Genomic DNA, 15,825 nt, shown 5'->3' with positions numbered 1-15,825 from the left:
ACGTCAAGGCCAACTCCGGCGGCTACGGCAAGTACCGCGGCGGCTGCGGCTTCGAGACCCTGCGCATGGTCTGGAACGCCCAGGACTGGACGATGTTCTTCATGGGCAACGGCTTCATGAACAGCGACTGGGGCCTGATGGGCGGCTACCCGTCGGCCACCGGCTATCGCTTCGAGGCCCACAAGACCGGGCTCGAGAAGCGCATCGCCATCGGCGACTCCCTGCCCCTGGGCGCCGACCTCGACCCGAGCAACCCGGACTACGAGCGCCACCTGGACGCCACCGCCACCGTGAAGCGCGACAAGCAGTGCATCACCACCGAAGACTGCTACGCCAACCACGACCTCTACCTCAACTACCTGCGCGGCGGCCCCGGCTTCGGCGATCCCCTCGACCGCGAGCCGAAGGCCATCGAGGCCGACCTCAACCAGCAGTTCCTGCTGCCCGAGTACGCCCGCAAGGTGTATGGCGCGGTGTTCAGCCAGGACGCCAAGGGCGTGTTCACCGTCGATGCGGCCGCCACCCAGGCCCGCCGCGCCGAGATCCGCCGGGAGCGCCTCGCCCGCGCCCTGCCGACCCGCGAATGGATGAAGGAAGAACGCGAGCGGATCATCAACAAGCACGCCGCCACCCAGGTGCAGCACATGTTCGCCACCAGCTTCGCACTCTCGGAGAAGTTCACCAACCAGTTCAAGGCGTTCTGGAACCTGCCGGCCGACTGGCAGCTGCTGGAAGAAGAGCTGGGCGTGCCCTCCTACGGCGCCAAGCACCGCATGGACCTGTCGCTGCTGCCGGACGTCACCACCGTCGTCCAGGTCGAAGAGTAATCACCGCATCCAAGGAGCCAGACAAATGACTACCTACACCAACGAACAGGTCGCCCACCTCGTCGAGGGCACGCTCGACTGGGAAACCACCCTCCGCATGCTGTCCATGCCCAAGGATCAGGGCCGCTTCGAGCAGTACCTCAGCGCCCTGCAGGCCAAGGTGAATTTTCCGGATCGCATCGTCCTGCCCCTGGGCCCGCACCTCTACATCGTGCAGTCCGCCAAGACCAAGGAATGGGTCACCCAGTGCGACTGCGGCCACGTATTCGGCGACTACCGCGAAAACTGGAAGCTGAACGCCGCCATCTACGTGCGCGACACCGAGGAGGCGATGACCGAGGTCTACCCGAAGCTGATGGCGCCCGACACCCAGTGGCAGGCCTACCGTGAGTACTACTGCCCCACCTGCGGAACCATGCACGACGTGGAAGCCCCGACCCCGTGGTACCCGGTGATCCACGACTTCGAGCCCGACATCGAAGCCTTCTACAAGGACTGGCTGGGCCTCCCGGTGCCCGAGCGCGCCTGATCCGGGCTGACGGTGCCCCCTCGGGCACCGCCTGACGAGTTCTCTCTTCTTTAACGGGGTACGGCCCACGCCGCACCCCGTCTTTTTTCCAGACGGAGCCCCCAGTGAACGCCCCACTTACCGCCACCGGCGTCCGTTTCGCCGACACCGCCCTGGCCCAGTTCCTCAGCACCAACCGCTACGCGAGCCTCGACGAATTGCGTGAGACGGCCACCGCCGACCCCCGACGCTTCTGGCACGAAGTCGTCACCGCCCTCGGCATCCAGTGGGCCAGGCCGTGGACCGAGATCCTCGACCTCGCCGACGGCCCCATGTGGCCGCGCTGGTTCGTCGGCGCGCGCATCGACCTCTACGACAACCTCGTCGGCCGTGTCGCCCGGGAAGACCCGGAGCGCCCCGCCCTGCGCTGGGAGGCCGACGACGGTCGCACCCGGACCCACACCTACGCCGAGCTCGACCGGGAAGCCCGCCGCCTCGCCGCTGGCCTCGCCGGGCTCGGCATCCAGGCCGGCGATCGGGTCGCCCTCTATCTGCCCATGTGCCCCGAGGCGGTCGTCGCGATGCTCGCCACCACCCGCCTCGGCGCCATCGTCGTACCGCTGTTCTCGGGCTACGGACCGGATTCGGTGGCCAGCCGGTTGCAGGACGCGGGCGCCAGCCTGCTCATCTGTGCCGATTCATTTCAACGTCGCGGCAAATCTGTACCTATGCTCGACGACGCCCGCGCCGCCGTCGCCCGCTGCCCGACGGTGCGCAACCTGCTGGTCGTCACCCGGGGCGAATCCCCCGCCGCCACCCCACCGGACGGCAGCCACTGGCACACCGTGGATTACCAGCAACTCATCGCCCACGTACCCACCACCCAGGGCCCGGCAATCCACCCGGCCGACACGCCGCTGATGCTCATCTACACCTCCGGCACCACCGGCAAGCCCAAGGGCGTGCTGCACACCCACACCGGCTTTCCCATCAAGTCGGCACAAGATCAACTGATGGCCTTCGACCTCAAGCCCCGCGACACCCTCATGTGGGTCACCGACATGGGCTGGATGATGGGGCCGTGGCTGGTCTTCGGCGGGCTCTTGCGCGGCGCCACGCTGGTACTCTTCGAGGGCACGCCGGACTACCCCGGCCCGGATCGCCTGTGGGATCTGGTACGCCGCCACGGCGTCACCCACCTGGGCCTGTCGCCCACCCTCGTCCGCCTGCTGATGGCCGCCGGCCCCGCCGCGCTGCCGGGGCAGCTCCCCGACAGCCTGCGCGTCTTCGGCTCCACCGGCGAGCCCTGGAACGAAGGCCCGTGGCGCTGGCTTTACGACACCGTCGGCCAGGGCCGCCGCCCGATCATCAACTACTCCGGCGGCACCGAGATCGGCGGCGGCATCCTCGCCTGCTTCCCCGGCCTGCCCCAGAAGCCCTGCGCCTTCGCCGGCCCGATCCCCGGCATCGCGGCGGACGTCACCACTGCCGACGGCCAGGCCGCCAACGGCGAGGTGGGCGAGCTGGTGATCCGCGCCCCGTGGCCCGGCATGGCCGCCGGCTTCTGGCAGGACGACGCCCGCTACATCGACAGCTACTGGTCGCGCCTGCCCGGCGTGTGGGTACATGGCGACTGGGCGCAGGTGGACGCCGACGGCCACTGGTACATCCACGGCCGCAGCGACGACACCCTCAAGATCGCCGGCAAGCGCGTCGGCCCGGCGGAGTACGAATCGGCGCTGGTAGGCCATCCGCTGGTCACCGAGGCCGTCGCCGTGGGCGTGCCCGATCCGGTCAAGGGCGAGACCGCGGTGTGCTTCGTCACGGTGGCCGACGCCCGCCGGCTCGCCGGTCGGCCCTGGCCCGAGTGGGAACACGAGCTCGCCGACCACGTGGGCACCCAGCTGGGCAAGCCACTGCGCCCGGCCCGGGTGCACCTCACCCGCAGCCTGCCCAAGACCCGCAACGGCAAGATCCTGCGCCGGCTGGTGCGCAGCGCCTACCTGGGCCAGCCGCCGGGCGACACTACCTCGCTGGAATCGCCCGACGCGCTGGACCACATCCGCCACTGCCGTCCCGGCGCCTAGCAGCCCGTCCGACCGTCCGAAAATCGGACGCTTCCCCCGTCCGACCGTCCGATTTCCGGACGGTCGGACGGGCCGGACACCCGCCGTGCACGCGGCAGATCCGCCTGTACCGCGGTCTTCGGGCATTGCAGAAAAATGGCATCCCATTTGCTAATCTGTAACCTGACCGGCACAGACCGGTCATGCCCGGGTCGGTCGAGCAAGCCACACCACAACAAACGCCGCTGCCTCCATCGGACGCAGCCCCCGCCCGGCGCCACCAAAGGAGGATGACATGAACGAATCCCGTGTCGGAGGCTGCCTTGTTCTCCGATCCCTGTAACGACCGCGCGGTGATGACCGCCTGGGAATCCTTCCTCAAGGGAGACGACGGCCGCTGCAACACCCTGCGCAGCCTGGTGGACCGCTCCTGGCGCCGCTGCCAGCAGGCGCGGGTCGACCCGGATCGCCAGCACGCCCCGCCGCCCATCGCCGACCACGCCCTGCACGACCTCATCCAGACCAACGGCGACCTGCTCGAAGCCAGCGCCCCGGTGATGGCCTGCGCCCGGGATTTCCTCTCCGAAACCGGCACCATGATGCTGCTGGCCGACACCCGGTGCACCATCCTCACGATGGAGGGCGACCCGGCGACGATGGACACCGCCAGCTCCATCCAGCTCGTCCCCGGCGTGAGCTGGGCCGAGCGCCTGTGCGGCACCAACGCCATCGGCACCGCGCTGGCCGTCGGGCAGCCGGTGCAGATCCACTCTTCCGAGCACTACTGCGCCGGCATCAAGCGCTGGACCTGTTCCGCCGCGGTCATCCGCCACCCGCAGGATGGCGAAATCCTCGGCGTGATCGACGTCTCCGGCCTCTCCGAAACCTACAGCCGGCAGAGCCTGGCCCTCGCCGTCACCACCGCCAGCCGCATCGAGAACCGCCTCGCCACCCGGGAGATGGAGCTGCGCTACCGCCTCCTCGAAGGCACGATGGACCGCTGGAGCGCCTGCGCCGGCGACGGGCTGGTGCTCTTCGACCGGCGCGGCTGGCCAGTCAAGATCAACGAATACGCGGCCGCCGCCATTGCCGCCCGGGGCGGGGATCTCAATGTCGCGGCGCCCGCCCGGCTGCCGGTGATGGCCCTCACCCACGGCAACCCCAGCGCGCCCATCGGCCCGCTGCCCGCCTGGATGAGCGACGACTGGCTGGTGCCGGTGATGAGCAAGGGGCAGCACATCGGCACCCTGCTGGTCATGCCCGTGCCCCGCAGCGGGCGGCCCACTCCCCGCCCTGAAGCCGTAGCCGCCAGGCCGGCAGCCCCGCGGCCGCGCAACTTCGCCTCCATCGTCAGCCACCACCCGCCGCTCCTCGCCGCCGTAGACAAGGCACGCCAGCTGGCGCGCTCGCGGGTGCCGGTGCTGCTGCTGGGCGAGACCGGCGTCGGCAAGGAGGAGTTCGCCCGCGGCATCCACGAAGCCAGCCCCAGCGCCGGCGGCACCTACGTGGCGCTCAACTGCGGCGGGCTATCCCGCGACCTGCTCGCCAGCGAACTCTTCGGTTACGCCGAGGGCGCCTTCACCGGCGCCCGCAAGGGCGGGCTGATGGGCAAGATCGAGGCGGCCGACGGCGGCACCCTGTTCCTCGACGAGATCGGCGAGATGCCCCTCGACCTGCAGCCCCACCTGCTGCGCGTGCTTGAAGAAGGCGAGCTCTACCGCCTCGGCGAAAACACCCCGCGCAAGGTGAATTTCCGTCTCGTCGCCGCCACCCACCGCAACCTCCGCGAGGAGGTCGCCGCCGGCCGTTTCCGGATGGACCTGTACTACCGCGTCGCGGTCACCACCCTGCACCTGCCGCCGCTGCGGGAACGCAGCGAAGACATCGTGCCCCTCGCCGACCTGTTCCTCGAACGCTTCACCACCGCCCACCACACCGGCCCGCGCACCCTCGGCCCCGGTGTGCTCGAAAGGCTGCAGGCCTACGCCTGGCCGGGCAACGTGCGCGAACTGCGCAACGCCATCGAAAGCATGGTGCTGATGAGCAGCACCCCGGTCATCGGCATCAATGCGCTGCCACCCGAACTCGCTGGCTGCTCCGGTGAAGTGTCCGCCGACAACACAACCGGTCCGCAGCCCAAGGCAGCGCCCGCGGTGTGCAGCATGGCCGAAGGCGAGCTGGAGCTGATCCGCCGCGCCATCGCCGCCACCGGCGGCAACCTCACCGGCGCGGCGCGGCAGCTGGGGGTCGCCAAGAGCACGCTGTACCTCAAGCTCAAGCGCTACGGCCTTGAACCGGATCGCCAGCGGGTGCGCGCGCCGGTCTGAGGCCCACGCCGAAAAGCATCGCGCTCGGACATCGGCCGGTCTAAAATCCGGCCGATGTCCGATTTGCGCAGTCCTGCTCCATCGCGCCGCCTGTTGTTCGCCCTGGCGGTTTCCGTCGCCGCGCACGCGCTCGTCCTGCTGCTTCACGTCGAAAAGCCCGAAACACCGCCCCAGCCCGCCCTGCAGGCACGCCTCGCGCCCGCCGCCGCAGCACCCAAGGCCGACGTCCGTCCCCCTGCGCCGGCGCCCCGGCCCAAAGCAAAACCTACCGCCAAGCCCACGCCGACCCCCGACAGGCCGCGCATCCTCACCGCCCGCAAGCCCTCCACCACAACGCAGCGCGCGGCCGAGTCAACGCCCAAATGGACGGTCGCCCAGAAAGAGGAAATGGACAGTTTCCTCGACGAACTCGCCACCGAAGCCAAGGCCCGCCCCACCCCACCCAAGCCAGACCTGGCCGAGCGCTCCCTCGGCATGGCCCGCGAGATCGCCCGTGAAAGTGCCCGCGAGGGTGCACGGGAAAGCCGCCGTCACCGGGACGACCCGTTCGACCTCATCGAGCGCATCCCCAACAGCCCGCCCATCGACCCCTTCAGCCTCGAGTTCTACCTGGACTCCCTGGTCAAGAAGCTCAACCGCAGCGCCAGCTTCGTGAAGAACGACCCCCGCGCCCGGGGCATTCAGCCGGCCTCGGTGGAGGTGCGCCTCAATCCGGACGGCAGCCTGAAGAGCTTCATCGTCGTGCGCAGCGGCGACCAGCAGGAAGAGATCGCCTTCGTGAAGTCGGTGGTCAATCAGGCCGCGCCCTTCTCGGCCTTCCCGCCGGACATCGCCAAGTCGGCCCGCTCCCTCGCGCTGATGATCTGCATCCAGCCGCCCAGCCTGGGCGGCGGCGGCTTCGGCTTCACCCGAAAATCCGGCAGCGGCTGCTAGCGCCGGCCACCCCGAAGTGCGTATGCTGCAAGCCTGAAGATCGCGCCGAAGCCGGCGCCGTTTCGAGGAGTGCACGCCATGCCCGTCCTTCTCGCCCTCGACCAGGGCACCAGCAGCAGCCGCGCCATCGTCTTCGACGAATCGGGCACCGCCCTTGCCATGGCTCAGCAGGAATTCCACCAGTCCTACCCCCAGCCCGGCTGGGTCGAGCACGACGCTCTCGAGATCTGGCACACCCAGCTCGACTGCGCCCGCCGCGCCCTGGCCAGCGCCGGCCTCAGCGCCCGCGACGTGGCCGCCATCGGCATCGCCAACCAGCGTGAAACCACCGTGCTGTGGGATCGCCGCAGCGGCCAGCCCATCGCCCCCGCCATCGTCTGGCAGGACCGCCGCACCGTGCCCGCCTGCGAAGCCCTGCGCACCGCCGGCCACGCGGCGCTGATCCGCGTGCGCAGCGGGCTGGAGCTTGACGCGTACTTTTCCGCCACCAAGCTCGCCTGGCTGCTCGATCACATCCCCGACGCCCGCCGCCGGGCCGAAGCTGGCGAGCTCGCCTTCGGCACCATCGACAGCTGGCTTGTTTGGCAGCTTACCGGCGGAAGGCGCCACGTCACCGACCCCAGCAATGCCTCGCGCACGATGCTCTTCGACATCCACCGCCAGTGCTGGGACGACGCACTCCTAGCGCTGTTCGACATCCCCCGCGCCCTGCTCCCCGAGGTCGTACCCACCAGCGCCGTGATCGGCGAGACCGATCCCGCACTGTTCGGCGCAGCGATCCCCATCGGCGGCCTGGCCGGCGACCAGCAGGCCGCCACCTTCGGCCAGGCCTGCCACGCGCCGGGCAGCGCCAAGAACACCTACGGCACCGGCTGCTTCCTGATGCTCAACACCGGCACCCAGCCCGTCACGTCCACCAACCGCCTGCTGACCACCCTCGGCTGGCAGCTTGGCTGCAATGCGCCAGCCACCTACATGCTGGAAGGCAGCGTCTTCATCGGCGGCGCGGTGGTGCGCTGGCTGCGGGACGGGCTGGGAATCATCCAGCAAACCGACGACGTGGAAGCCCTCGCTGCAAGCGTGCCCGACACGAACGGCGCGGTGCTGGTGCCCGCCTTCGCCGGGCTCGGCGCCCCGTACTGGGACGGCACCGCCCGCGGCGCGCTGGTCGGGCTCACCGCCGGCGTCACCCGCGCCCACCTCGCCCGCGCGGCGCTGGACGCCATCGCGCTACAGACGGTCGATCTGGTGGACGCCATGAACCGCGACGGTGCCGGCCCCCTGGCCGAACTGCGCGCCGACGGCGGCGCTGCCCGCAACAACCTGCTGCTGCAAACCCAGGCCGACCTGCTGGGCGTGCCGGTGATCCGCCCGCGCCAGATCGAGACCACCGCCCTCGGCGCCGCGTATTTTGCCGGCCTCGCGGTGGGCGTCTGGCAAAGCCCCGCCGAGCTTGCGGCCCACTGGCGGGCCGAGCGCATCTTCGAGCCCGCCCGCAGCGACGACTGGCGCCACCCCCGGCTGGCCGAATGGCACCGGGCCGTCGAGCGCAGCCGCGACTGGGCCACCGGCTGACCCGCCATGCGCCGCCCCGCCCTGCTCGCCCATCTGCGCACCACGCCCTGCTGGGACGTGCTGGTGATCGGCGGCGGCGCCACCGGACTGGGCTGCGCGGTGGATGCCGCCGCCCGCGGCCATCTCACCCTGCTCCTCGAAGCCCATGACTTTGCCAAGGGCACCAGCTCCCGCTCCACCAAGCTGATCCACGGCGGCGTGCGCTACCTCGCCCAGGGGCGGATCGGCCTCGTCCGTGAAGCCCTGGCCGAACGCTCGATCCTCCTCGCCAACGCGCCTCACCTCGTCCATCCCCAACGCTTCGTGGTGCCGGTGTATCGCCAGTGGGACAGGCTGATGCTCGGCGTCGGGCTCACCGCCTACGACTGGCTCGCCGGGCGGCACAGCCTGGGCCCCAGCCGGCTGCTGTCGCCCGCCGACACCCTCGCCGCACTGCCCGGCGTGCGTCGCGAGGGCCTCGTCGGTGGCATCGCCTACCAGGATGCCCGCTTCGACGACGCGCGCCTCGCCATCAGCCTGATGCGCACGGTGTTCGACCTGGGCGGGCTGGCGCTCAACTACCTGCCCGTCACGGGCCTGCGCCACGCGGCCGGCCGGATAAGCGGCGTCGACGCCCGGGACGCCGAAACCGGCGAAGTCTTCGCCATCGAGGCCAAGGCCATCATCAACGCCGCCGGCGTGTGGGCCGACGAAGTGCGCCGTCTCGACAACCCCGAGTCGCCCGCCCAACTCGCCCCGAGCCAGGGCGCCCATCTGGTGATCGACCGGGATTTCCTCCCCGCCGACACCGCGCTGCTGATCCCCCAGACCCCCGACGGCCGCGTGCTGTTTGCCATCCCCTGGCAGGGCAAGGTGCTGCTCGGCACCACCGACACCCCGCGCCGCGATACCCCACTGGAGCCCCTGCCCCTCGACGAGGAAGTCGACTTCATCCTCGCCACCGCCGGCCGCTACCTGAGCCGCCCGCCCACCCGGGCCGATGTGCGCAGCGGCTTTGCCGGGCTGCGCCCGCTGATCGGCGCGGACCAGAACGGCAGCACCGCCGCGCTGTCGCGGGAGCACGTGATCCGCACCTCACCCACCGGGCTGGTGTCGGTGGCGGGCGGCAAATGGACGACCTACCGGCACATGGCACGGCAGATCGTCGATCAGGCCGAAGCCGTCGCCCGGCTGCCCCGCCGCCCGAGCCCCACCGCGACCCTGCACCTCCACGGCGCCACCGCCGACCCGACCGACGACGTGCTCGGCACCGATCGTCCGCTGGCCGACGCCCTGCCGGGCGCTGGCGTGAGCCTCCACCCGCGCCTCACGCTCACCGAAGCCGAGCTCCGCCACGCGGTACGCTTCGAGCTGGCGCGGGACGTGGAGGACATCCTCGCCCGCCGTCACCGCGCCCTCTTCATCGACGCCCGGGCCGCCATCGAAGCCGCCGAGGCGGTGGCCGCAATCGTCGCCGACGAGCTCGGCTGGAGCGACGAACGCCGTCGTGAACGTACAAAAGCCTTCCACCAGCTGGCAGAAGGCTTTTGCGTGAAACAGGCTGTTGCGTGAAACCCGGCCGCTGACTGCAACAATCAGCGCGGGATTGTTGCCAGATCAGCAACAATCCCGGTCGATCAGCCCAGCTCGGCGATGCGCTTGGCGATGTGCTCCAGCGCCTCCTCCACCTGGTCGATCAGGATCAGGCACAGGTCGCCAGCGGCGAGCTTGGCCAGCGCGGTGTCGATGGCCAGGAACTCGCCACGGATCTCGCACACATCACGGGTGCGCGGCGCGCCTTCGAGGCCTTCGCGGAGCAGCGCCAGCACCTCGCCGTCGGCCCGGCCGCGCTGGCATTCGTCCTGGTACAGCACCACGTCGTCGAACACCTTGCCGAGTATGCGGGTCTGCTCGCGGATGTCCTCGTCGCGGCGGTCGCCCGCACCGCTGATGACCACCGAGCGGCGCTTGGCCGGCATACTCTCGACGGCCTGCACCAGCGCCAGGATCGCGTCCGGATTGTGGCCGTAGTCGGCGATCAGCGTGGCGCCCTTGTAGTCGAACACGTTGAAGCGGCCCGGCGCGGTGGCGGCGTCGTTCACGAAAGTCGCCATGCCCTTGCGGATGGTCTCCACATCCAGGCCCAGCGCCCAGCCGGCTGCCAGCGAGGCCATCGCGTTCTCGATCTGGAAGCTGATGGTGCCGTTGCGGGTGATCGGAATGCCCGCCAGCGACACGCGGAACTTCTCGCCACCTTCAAAGGCCACGATGTCGCCGCCATCCACGAACACCACCTTGCGCCCCTGGGCGCGGTGGGTGGCGAGCACGTGATTAGCCGGATCGACCGCGAAGAACATCACCGAGCCCGGGCAGGCGCCGGCCATCTTGACGACCATCGGGTCGGCCGCGTTGAGCACCGCGGTGCCATGGGGCGCCACGTTCTGGACGATCACGCGCTTCACCACGGCGAGGTCTTCCACCGTGCTGATGTAGGACAGGCCCAGGTGGTCACCCATGCCGATGTTGGTCACCACCGCCACGTCGCAGCGGTCGAAGGCGAGGCCCTCGCGGAGCACGCCGCCGCGGGCGGTTTCGAACACCGCGGCGTCCACATCCGGGTGCAGCAGGATGTTGCGGGCGCTGCGCGGGCCGGAGCAGTCACCGGTGTCGATGCGCCGCTTGCCCACGTACACGCCGTCCGAGTTGGTCATGCCCACGGTGTTGCCGGCCACGCCCAGCAGGTGGGCGGTGAGGCGCACGGTGGTCGTCTTGCCGTTGGTGCCGGCAACGGCCACCACCGGAATACGGCCGTTCTCGCCGGGCTTGAACATGTTGGCGATGATGGCCTCGCCCACCGGACGCCCCTTGCCGAAGGACGGCTGGAGGTGCATCCGCAGGCCCGGCGCGGCATTGCATTCGACGATGCCGCCGCTCTGGGCTTCGAGGGGTTCGAGCACGTTCTCGCACACCACATCCACGCCACAGATGTCGAGGCCGATGTTCTTGGCCGCGGCGATGGCCCGCTCGGCGACTTCGGGGTGGACGTCGTCGGTCACGTCGGTGGCGGTGCCGCCGGTGGAGAGGTTGGCGTTGTTGCGCAGGATCACCCGCTTGCCCTTGGGCGGCACGGATTCGGCGCTGAAGCCCTGCTTCTCGAGGGTGGCGATGGCGATTTCGTCGAAGCGGATCTTGGTGAGCGAGGTAGCGTGGCCGGTGCCACGGCGCGGATCGGCGTTCACCTTCTCGACCAGCTGGCGGATGGTGAGCCGGCCGTCGCCGATCACCAGCGGCGGCTCGCGGCGGGCCGCGGCGACCAGCTTGTCGCCGATGACGAGGAAGCGGTAATCGTGGCCCGGCAGGTAGCGCTCGACCATCACGTCGTCGCTGATCTCGTAGGCCACCTTGAAGGCGGCCTGGACTTCTTCCTTGGTGCGCAGCTTGACCGCCACGCCCTTGCCCTGGTTGCCGTCGCGGGGCTTGACCACCACCAGCCCGCCAATCTCGCGGGCGGCGAGCCAGGCGTCTTCGGCGTCATTGACCGAGCGGCCCAGCGGCACCGGCACGCCGGCGGCGCGCAGCAGGGTCTTGGTGAGCTCCTTGTCCTGGGCGATGGCTTCGGCCACGGCGCTGGTCAGGTCGGTTTCGGCGGCCTGGATGCGGCGCTGCTTGCTGCCCCAGCCAAACTGCACGAGGCTGCCTTCGGTCAGGCGGCGGTACGGGATGCCCCGGGCCACCGCAGCCTGGACGATGGAGCCCGTGGAGGGGCCGAGGCGCACGTCCTCGTCGAGCTCCTGCAGGCGGGCCAGCGCGCCAGCCAGATCGAACACGCCGTCTTCGGTGGCGGCGGCGCTGATGAGCTCCATTGCCAGCTCGAAGGCGAGTCGGCCGACCTTCTCTTCGGTGTATTCCACCACGACCTGATACACGCCCTTCTCGAGAGTGGCGGCAGTGCGGCTGAAGGTTACCGGGCAACCAGCGCAGGCCTGCAGGCCGAGGGCGGCGAGCTCCAGCGCCTGGGCCATGGAGATCGAGCCCTGATGGCCGTCGGTCTCGAGGAAACCCATTTCGGGGAAAAGGTTGCGCAGGCGCGGCTCATAGCCGGGGATGGAATCGATGTCACGTTCGCTTTCGGTGCACGACACGATGGCTTCGATCGCGGTGTGCCGGCTCCACAGGTTGGGGCCGCGCAGCGCACGGATGCGGGAAACTTCCATGGATGACTGTCCTTGTCTCTTTGTTCTGGCGGCCGCCATGCCGACGGCCGCGTATCTCGTATGCCCGGCCGGGTTCAGTCGGCGCGCAGCGGTGCGGTCGGGTCGTAGGGCTTGACGCCGGCGCGGATGATCTCCGGCGCCACGCCCAGCGCCCACGCGCCGGCCACCGCACCCAGCAGGTTGGACAGCACGCCCGGCTTCTCGCCAGCACCGTTCGCCAGCATGGCGATCCGGGCCAGACGGGCCACCGGCGCTTCGTCGGCGCCCGTGGCGAGGACGATCGCGCCGTCCTTCACGAACACCGCGCGCTTGCCTTCGGCGCGGGCAGCGACGATGGCTTCGTTGTTGCCATCCACCCCGTAGAAGATCACCTCGCCGTCGGACAGCGGGGCCATCTCGACCACCGCCGGGTCTTCGGCGTTGAGCACCGCGACACCATAGGACAGCACCAGATCGACCTGGGTGCGGAAGACGTTCCAGACCTTCTCGGCGGAGTCGATGTAGAACTCGCCGAAATGCATCTCGGGATCAACGTTGGTGACCACGCCCACCAGGCAGCGGTCGTACACCGTGCCGTCGGACAGGATGCTGCGGCAGCTGTTCTCGAACACCGCGGCCTCGACCGAGCGGTTCATCAGCACACGCTCGGCGGCGTCCCAGTTGGTGCCTTCGGGGGTTTCGACCTGACGGCCATCGAGGAACACGCCCTCGCTGCACGCAAGACCGGTGTACTGGCCCGACAGGCGCAGCAGGTGGGCGATCAGGCGAGCGACCGGGGTCTTGCCGCGGCTGCCGGTGACACCGACCACCGGGATGCGCGAGTCCTCGTCCTTCTCGAACAGGTGCGCGACGATGGCCTCGCCCACCGGGCGCGGCTGGCCGACGGCCGGCTTGATGTGCATCAGCAGGCCCGGGCCGGCGTTGACTTCGACGATGGCGCCGCGCTGCTGGTCCAGCGGCTTGGAGATGTCCTCGCAGACCAGATCGATGCCGGCGATGTCGAGCCCGACGATGCGCGCGGCCAGACAGGCCAGCTCGGCGGTGTCGGGGTGCACCTCGTCGGTCACGTCGAAGGCCATGTTGCTGGTGCGGACGATCATCACCTCGTGGCCTTCGGGCGGCACCGAGCTGCCGGTGAAGCCCTGGCGCTCGACTTCCATCTTCGCGGCCGGGAAGCGATCCAGGCTGATCACGTACAGCGGGAACTCGTGCTCCACGCCGCGGCGCGGATCGGTGTTGATCTGGGTTTCGATGAGCTCGTCGATGGTTGACTTGCCGTCGCCGATCACCGACACGGCCTCACCCATGTTAGCGGCGACCATCTTGCCGCCCACCACCAGGATGCGGTGCTCGGTGCCCCTGATGAAGCGCTCGACCATCACCTCGGAACCCTCGGCGGCGGCCAGCGGGAAGGCCGCGGCGACCTCTTCGGCGGTCATGATGTTGGTGAACACGCCGCGGGCGTGGTTGCCGTCGGTGGGCTTGACCACCACCGGGTAGCCGATGTCCTCGGCCGCAGAGATGGCTTCCTCGACGCTGGCGACCACCTCGCCCTCCGGCACCGGCACGCCGCAGGAGGACAGCAGGGTCTTGGTGAGATCCTTCTCGCTGGCGATGCTCTCGGCGATGGCCGGGGTGCGGTCGGTCTCGGCGGTCCAGATGCGGCGCTGGCGGGCGCCGTAGCCCAGCTGCACGAGGTTGGCCTCGGCCAGCAGACGGATGTAGGGGATGCGGCGGTTCTTGTCGGCCGCGGCTTCAACGATGCAGCGGGTGCTGGGGCCGAGCATGTAGTCGTCCACCAGGTCACGCAGCTTGGCCACTGCGGCGTCCACGTCGTAGGGGCGATCCTCGATGGCGGCCATCAGCAGGTCGCGGCCCATGTTGAGGGCGGCCAGCGACACGTCCTTCTGCCAGGCACGGATGACGACCTTGTAAACACCGCGCTCGGAGGTCTCGCGGGCCTTGCCGAAGCCGCCGGACATCCCGGCGAGGTTCTGCAGTTCGAGGGTGACGTGTTCGAGGATGTGACCGGGCCAGGTGCCGTCGTGCAGGCGTTTGACGAAGCCACCCCGCTCGCCGATGCTGCAGCGGTGTTCGATCAGCGTCGGCAACATCGTGGTGAGACGGTCGGGCAGACCGGGGATGACGTTGGACGGGCAATCTTCCAGGTCGTGGATATCGACCCATGCTTCAAGAACCGAGCGGTAGGTCCAGATGTTCGGCCCGCGCAGGTGGAGGATATTGAGGAAGTCGATCGTTTTGTTGGTCATGGGCAAGGTGTGGAGATAACGAACGTGCAGGCTGGGCTTTCAAATTCGGGCCTGATCCGGGCATAACGCAGCAAGGGCTCGCCGGATTACCGACCGCAAAAATATTCGCAACGTGAGGCAGCCACGCCCCGATGCGGGTATACGCGCTTGTAACGAGTCAGTAAACTTCGCTCGCAATTTTGCCCTACGCTGGCCGTTTGCTGTGGCCTTATCGCGTCCCCCAAGATGAATTCCGAGTCCTCCCCCCACGTTCACGCCGCTCCCGCCTATTCCGACTACCTGGGGCCCGCCGTACCCGACGCGTGGCGCCCCCGCCTCGACGCCGCCCTGGCGCCGGACGAGAAGGTGCTCGCCAGCCTCGCCCTTGATCTCGACACCCGCCTGCAGTTTCGCAGCGGCCTCCTCGCGCTCACCTCGAAGCGGCTCCTCGGCTGGGATCACGAGACGCAGGACTGGCGCTCCTGGGAATTCCGCGATGGCATGATGCTGCGTCACCGGGATCAGGCCGGCGTCGCCAGCCTCGACCTGATCGACGCCACCGCAAAACTCGACGGCTGGCGCTTCACCCTGGCCCTCGATCCGGCAGCCCACAACCTGGCCGACCGCTTCAAGGCCCAGCTCGAATGCGTGCTGGCCGGCCGCCAGCCCGCCCCGCCCGAGCCCCTCACCTGCCCCACCTGCGACGCACCGCTGCCCCCGGGCACCGACGAATGCCCCACCTGCGCCCGAGAGATCCACACCCCGCCGTCCACCTGGACGCTGCTGCGCCTGTGGCGCTTCGCCCGGCCGTACAAGGGCCAGCTGCTGGCCGGTTTCATCCTCACCCTGCTGTCCACCGGCGCCACGCTGGTGCCGCCCTACCTCACCATGCCGCTGATGGACGAGGTGCTGATCCCCTTCCAGAACGGCGTTCCCATCGACACCCACAAGGTCATGATGCTGCTCGGCGGCCTGTTCGCCGCCGCGCTGGTGGCCTGGAGCCTCGGCTGGGCCAAGACCTACATCCTCGCCCTGGCCAGCGAACGCATCGGCGCCGACCTGCGCATCACTACCTATGAGCACCTCCAGGGCCTGTCGCTCGAATACTTCGGCGGCAAGCGCACCGGCGACCTGATGTCGCGGATCG

The 15,825-nt window shown here is 69.4% G+C and carries 10 protein-coding genes; 8 read left to right on the top strand and 2 right to left on the bottom strand.

The genetic code is table 11. The features are described from left to right. The 7 genes from Q0672_RS23460 to Q0672_RS23430 form a co-directional block, all read left to right on the top strand. A partial coding sequence (locus Q0672_RS23460) for a hydantoinase B/oxoprolinase family protein (RefSeq protein WP_298626741.1) occupies positions 1-827 on the top strand: 827 nt, incomplete at its 5' end. A 25-nt stretch (positions 828-852) separates the two neighbouring features. Then, positions 853-1,356 (top strand): acetone carboxylase subunit gamma, encoded by a 504-nt coding sequence (locus Q0672_RS23455; protein ID WP_298626738.1) that lies wholly within the window; start codon positions 853-855, stop codon positions 1,354-1,356. 104 nt (positions 1,357-1,460) lie between these two features. After that, the gene (locus Q0672_RS23450; RefSeq protein ID WP_298626735.1) at positions 1,461-3,422 is read left to right on the top strand and encodes an AMP-binding protein; all 1,962 of its coding nucleotides are present in this window, start codon (positions 1,461-1,463) and stop codon (positions 3,420-3,422) included. A gap of 302 nt (positions 3,423-3,724) precedes the next feature. Next, on the top strand, positions 3,725-5,728 hold the full coding sequence (locus Q0672_RS23445; RefSeq protein WP_298626733.1) for a sigma-54-dependent Fis family transcriptional regulator: 2,004 nt from the start codon (positions 3,725-3,727) through the stop codon (positions 5,726-5,728). A 54-nt stretch (positions 5,729-5,782) separates the two neighbouring features. Beyond that, on the top strand, positions 5,783-6,661 hold the full coding sequence (locus Q0672_RS23440; protein ID WP_298626730.1) for a hypothetical protein: 879 nt from the start codon (positions 5,783-5,785) through the stop codon (positions 6,659-6,661). Between the two features lie 78 nt (positions 6,662-6,739). Further along, the gene (gene glpK / locus Q0672_RS23435) at positions 6,740-8,236 is read left to right on the top strand and encodes a glycerol kinase GlpK (RefSeq protein WP_298626727.1); all 1,497 of its coding nucleotides are present in this window, start codon (positions 6,740-6,742) and stop codon (positions 8,234-8,236) included. A 6-nt stretch (positions 8,237-8,242) separates the two neighbouring features. After that, entirely contained in the window at positions 8,243-9,787 is a 1,545-nt protein-coding gene (locus Q0672_RS23430; RefSeq protein ID WP_298626724.1) for a glycerol-3-phosphate dehydrogenase/oxidase, read from the top strand. Positions 9,788-9,852: 65 nt separating this feature from the next. Here the strand turns inward: Q0672_RS23430 and cphA (Q0672_RS23425) are convergent, their stop codons facing one another. Continuing rightward, a complete protein-coding gene (gene cphA, locus Q0672_RS23425) occupies positions 9,853-12,429 on the bottom strand; it encodes a cyanophycin synthetase (protein WP_298626721.1) in 2,577 nt (858 codons plus the stop codon). Between the two features lie 74 nt (positions 12,430-12,503). Next, positions 12,504-14,699 carry a cyanophycin synthetase gene (gene cphA / locus Q0672_RS23420; RefSeq protein ID WP_298626718.1) on the bottom strand — a complete coding sequence of 732 codons (2,196 nt, stop codon included), beginning with the start codon at positions 14,697-14,699 and terminating at the stop codon, positions 12,504-12,506. Between the two features lie 225 nt (positions 14,700-14,924). Between cphA (Q0672_RS23420) and Q0672_RS23415 the strand changes: the two genes are divergently transcribed. Then, positions 14,925-15,825 (top strand): ABC transporter transmembrane domain-containing protein (locus Q0672_RS23415; protein ID WP_298626715.1); only part of this gene is annotated, 901 nt, incomplete at its 3' end.

This window comes from uncultured Zoogloea sp. (assembly GCF_937894855.1).
GTDB classification, from domain to species: Bacteria; Pseudomonadota; Gammaproteobacteria; order Burkholderiales; family Rhodocyclaceae; genus Zoogloea; species Zoogloea oryzae.
This window is presented reverse-complemented; position numbering and strand designations above follow the sequence as displayed.

Coding starts and splice junctions, on each gene's coding strand:
- Q0672_RS23440 (WP_298626730.1), top strand. CDS start 5,783: ATGTCCGATTTGCGCAGTCCTGCTCCATCGCGCCGCCTGTTGTTCGCC.
- Q0672_RS23430 (WP_298626724.1), top strand. CDS start 8,243: ATGCGCCGCCCCGCCCTGCTCGCCCATCTGCGCACCACGCCCTGCTGG.
- cphA (WP_298626718.1), bottom strand. CDS start 14,699: ATGACCAACAAAACGATCGACTTCCTCAATATCCTCCACCTGCGCGGG.
- cphA (WP_298626721.1), bottom strand. CDS start 12,429: ATGGAAGTTTCCCGCATCCGTGCGCTGCGCGGCCCCAACCTGTGGAGC.
- glpK (WP_298626727.1), top strand. CDS start 6,740: ATGCCCGTCCTTCTCGCCCTCGACCAGGGCACCAGCAGCAGCCGCGCC.
- Q0672_RS23455 (WP_298626738.1), top strand. CDS start 853: ATGACTACCTACACCAACGAACAGGTCGCCCACCTCGTCGAGGGCACG.